At 36.3% G+C, this 4,590-nt stretch carries 4 protein-coding genes and 1 pseudogene; 2 read left to right on the forward strand and 3 right to left on the reverse strand.

The features are described 5' to 3' along the window. Both V7149_RS16950 and V7149_RS16955 read left to right on the forward strand, forming a co-directional pair. Window positions 1-350 (forward strand): annotated as a pseudogene (locus V7149_RS16950) (sigma-70 family RNA polymerase sigma factor); the annotation flags it as partial. A 14-nt stretch (window positions 351-364) separates the two neighbouring features. Then, entirely contained in the window at window positions 365-1,366 is a 1,002-nt protein-coding gene (locus V7149_RS16955) for a DUF4179 domain-containing protein (protein WP_335346787.1), read from the forward strand. Window positions 1,367-1,553: 187 nt separating this feature from the next. Here the strand turns inward: V7149_RS16955 and V7149_RS16960 are convergent, their stop codons facing one another. From V7149_RS16960 to V7149_RS16970, 3 genes are all read right to left on the reverse strand, one after another. Next, on the reverse strand, window positions 1,554-2,420 hold the full coding sequence (locus V7149_RS16960) for an RNA polymerase sigma-70 factor (protein ID WP_335346788.1): 867 nt from the start codon (window positions 2,418-2,420) through the stop codon (window positions 1,554-1,556). A gap of 14 nt (window positions 2,421-2,434) precedes the next feature. Continuing rightward, entirely contained in the window at window positions 2,435-3,709 is a 1,275-nt protein-coding gene (locus V7149_RS16965; RefSeq protein ID WP_335346789.1) for a phytoene desaturase family protein, read from the reverse strand. 125 nt (window positions 3,710-3,834) lie between these two features. Beyond that, window positions 3,835-4,464, reverse strand: a complete 630-nt coding sequence (locus V7149_RS16970) for a homoserine/threonine efflux transporter (RefSeq protein WP_335346790.1) — start codon at window positions 4,462-4,464, stop codon at window positions 3,835-3,837. Between the last annotated feature and the right edge of the window lie 126 nt (window positions 4,465-4,590).

Here is a 4,590-nt window from a genome sequence, read left to right on the forward strand (position 1 = left end):
CACTAAAAAATTGGATTGCAGCTATTGCAAAATACAAGGCAATTGATTATCAAAGAAAATACCAAAGATATTTAGAGCAAAAAGATATCGATGATGAGATGGTAGAAAGTCCATTTGACGTAGAAGCACATGTAACAAGAAATATGTTAAGTAGCACTACTGAGAAAATGCTCGGTTACTTAAAGAAAGAAGATCAAATATTATTCATCAAACATTATGCTGAAGACAAAAATATCGATGAATTATCGAATGAAACGGGTTTAGAAAGGTCCGTTCTTTATAATCGTTTGTCCCGTGGGCGAAAAAAGCTTCGGTCATTATTTCAAGGTAATTCAGCTAGTGGAAAATAGAATGAGGTGAATAGATGAAAAACTTATTTGAGCGTTTAAATGATGAAAAAATTAATCTATCAGAATTTGAAGGTGGCCAATTAACGGATATCGAAAAGAAGGCTACAAAAAAAAGAATAAAGGCAAAGTTAAAGAGTAGATCGGGTAATAAAAGAAGGATTCTTGCTGTAGCAGCTTCGCTTGCAGTCATAACAATTTTAGGGATGAATACAAATTATACTTTAGCGGATATTCCAATAATCGGAAGCGCACTAGAGAAATTTGTCTATTCGCAAGAAGATTCATTAAGCGATTATAAAACAGTCATTGGAGAATCGGTAGAAAGTAATGGAGTGAAGGTGACATTGAATGAAATAATACTAGATGAAGGTCAACTCCTTATTAGTAGTACATTCCATACAGATTTATCGGATAGTGACTTAGCTTATAATTGGTATTCAAACATAGGAGTTTATATAAATGGTAAGAAATCAGATCTCGGGGGAGGTGGAGGCCCCAAAGAAATAACCAATTCAGCAGTGAATTATTTTTGGGCTTCGGATATAAAAAATATTAATCTTCAAGATAATCAACAGATTAAAATAGACTTTAATAATTTGGAACGAAGTGATTCAAAGAAATTAATAAAAGGAAAGTGGAGTTTTGAATTTACTGCATCCGGTGAAAAACTCATGGCAGAAAAGAAATCAATACCAATTAATAAGTATATTACACTAGAGGATGGTCAGAAAGTGACGGTAGAAGAGTTGATATTAACTCCTGTTTCAACAATGATTACTTACAAAATGAATGATATTTCTAATGACCTTCACTTTAGGATTGAAGATCAAAATGGGATGGAATTGCAAGAATTCTCCGCACGGACTTCAAGTTATATTAACTATTATAGATTTATAGCATTAGAAAACAACATAACCAAACTTAGGATCATTCCATATATCTATTCTAATGATGCAGGAGTAGATAAAAACGGGGTAATTCTCTATGACGAAATTTTTGAAATAGATGTGAAATAAAGTAAGGGTTACAATGTTTGTGTCACTTTTGAATGACACAAACATTGATTCAAAATGAGACAAAATCTTGATTTATCGCCATTCTAATATTACAACGTTTGTCTCACTAGTCATTAACTATTCAACAAATACCCCTTTAGCCCAACGACAGTTCAGGCCATCTACAACAGATGGCCCATTTATAACATTATTTGTTTAAATGAATTAGTTTATCAGGATTCGAGACCATGTAAATCTTGGCTATTTTTCCATCGTTTACTTCAATTGAAACCACATAATCGATCCTTCCATCAATTATTACGACCATACCCGGACTGCCATTCACATTTTTAAATTGGTAAGCAGCATTCTCAGGAAGTTTAGTAATGACGCCTAGTAAGAAACGTGCAATATGATCCGCACTGAAGATTGGCCGCAATGCAGCAGTAACTTTCCCACCACCATCCGAATAGAAAACGGCATCCTTTGTTAACATCGCATGAATCAGATCAATATTTCCGTCAAGGACGGCCTGAGAAAATTTTTCTATATATGTTTTCGAGTGGTGTTTATCAGACTTTTCAGAATGCGTTTTGTGCATAATTCCCTTTTTTGCCCGATGAAAAATCTGCCGGCAATTCGTGCTGCTTTTCCCTACGATTGAAGCAATGTCTTCATATTCATATTGAAAGACTTCACGCAACAGAAAAACGGCTCTTTCAACTTCGGTTAATTGTTGTAACAGCAATAAATAAGCCATCGATATGGATTCCTTTTTATCTAAAGAAATAGATGGATTGTCTATATCATCTTCTACAATTGGTTCGGGTAACCACTGTCCAATATAGACTTCCCGCTGTTTTGCTGCGGATCGCAGTTTATCAATGCACCGATTCGTTACGATTTTACATAAATAGGCCTTCAAATTATTAATTTTGGTCTCGTTATCCGCCTCTCCCAATAAAATAAAAGCTTCGTGCACGATGTCCTCTGCATCCATTGCACTCCCAAGCATCCTATAGGCTAAGGAGAATAGTAATGGTTTATAGGTTTGATAAACCTGGGCCATTTCCAAAATCAATCACTCTCTCATACTAAGACTTTACTTTTTTCCAGAATATGCGCGGCCGCCCGCTTTCCGCTCGCAACAGCCCCATCAGCCAATAATTCATCATGGCCTGCCCAATCTCCTGCAATGTAAAGTCCTTGCGTTGATGGAACTTCAGGTCCAATGGGATCATGCCGGCCAACTCTTGGGAAATCATGCACTACGGTGATTTTCGGCAAAAATTGTTGTGTGATAACCGCTTCCCTCCATCCTGGGTGGAGGAGATCCATTAATTTTTCCAGTTGTTCTTTATTTGTAAGAGGATCATAACCCTGGTATGTCGGATCATGATATTTTACTAAATGAACAACGGCATTACCTTCTTTACATACTTTAGCGGCCCTGGATTCATTAGTGAAAAAAATAGGCTGATCCAAGCCTATTACAAACTGATGGTCTGGATTAGGCAAATGGGTCAAACAGAGATCCAAACACGTTGCGGTAATCGGAACCGCCTGCCTTTTCCATAAAGATAGTGTAGAATTTTCAAGCAAACGACAGGCTTCATTAGGTGGTACTGCTATAATAATATTCTCAGCTTCAATGGTTTCGCCACTTGCACATTTAATGGTGTTTAATGGATGTCTGGATTCTACTTTTTCCACCTTACAATGACATCTTATTTTTACACCTAGACTTTCTGCCTTTTTTCTTAAATCCGCAACGATGGTCTCCCAACCGCCATCGACATAAATTACACCTGTTTTCAGTGTTCTTTGAAGTTGCCTTAAAACGGGGCGGGCTAGCTGAAGATGCGGGGCAAACGTATAAGTTGTTGTACGGCATAATGCATAAAAATGGTGCCTGATCATTGGACTTTTTATTTCTTTTTCTGCCCAGTCACTTAAACTAACTGTCATTATATTATCTATATTCATTTTCCAAATCTGAATGATCAACTGAGTAAATTGGATTTTTTCTGACCAAGAAATCACTGAAGACTTGAGAAGTGAACCTAGTCCAGTTGCAAAGGGAACCACTTTGTTTTTCCAAATACCATGCGTTTGAACAATCGCATTTTTTCCACTAATTTCAACACCAAGCTCTTTAAAAATAGTCATAGCTTCTCCACCCGAATACAGTGCATGAGCTCCGATGTTAAACAGTGCACCGTTTTCGTTATTAGTCATGGATCGCCCGCCAAGACGATTGGATTTATCAAATACAATGACATTTTTACCTTCCTTTGCTAAGTAATTGGCTGCCGTTAACCCTGCCAATCCACCGCCGATGATGGCTACATCAACTTTTTCCATTAAAATTCCCCCTTCATTCGTTCTACCCTCAAGACGATTGAAGGAAAGATTTTGTGACAAAATGAATAAAAAAACCGTTCAAATTTCTGAACGGAGAGAATCAAATTATGCGTTAGTTAATTTATTCAAATTCCTGTTTTTATGCCAAAACCTACTAAAATTAGACCGGTTGATTTTTGGAATGCCTTCTGGAATTTGGAGTTGTTCAACCACTTTTTGGCGTAATCAATTAGATAAACTAGAACCAAAAACCACGATACAGCGAGTAGGGTTAGGATTAAGGCTAATACAATCAATTGCTGGTCTACATTTTCATTCAAATTGATAAATTGCGGCATGATTGTGATATAAACTATAACAGTCTTTGGATTAAGAATATTACTAAGTAACGCTTGCATGAAGGAATCTTTATTATATCGATTTGAATACTCAATAGGTGTATTTGCTTGAGCTTGAATTTCTTTTATAGAAAATACGCTTTTAGCAAAAAAACTTTTTATTCCTAAATAAATTAAGTATGCGGCTCCCAGATATTTGATGGTACTAAAAAGAATGACAGACTTTGCAATGACAACAGATAATCCAAGAATAGCAATTAGCGTCCAAAAAGAAAGCCCTGTTGCCATTCCGAGAACCGTATACCGTCCAGCTTTTGTACCATAGCTAAGCGTGTTTTTCACAAGGAGCATAGTATCTGCCCCTGGTATAATAACCATCATTGCAGCAATTGATATGTATGTTAGTAAGCTATCCATACTATTTCTCCTTCCTTCTCATTATAGTGACTACTTAGGTAACTACTCGTAAAGTATATCAGATGATTTTGGAAACAATCAACAGATTTTGCTAAAATATTAGTTACAAAGGTAGCGACTAAGGTT

Origin of the sequence: Bacillus sp. JJ1503 (genome assembly GCF_036965125.1) — a bacterium.
Lineage (GTDB): Bacteria > Bacillota > Bacilli > Bacillales > Cytobacillaceae > Cytobacillus.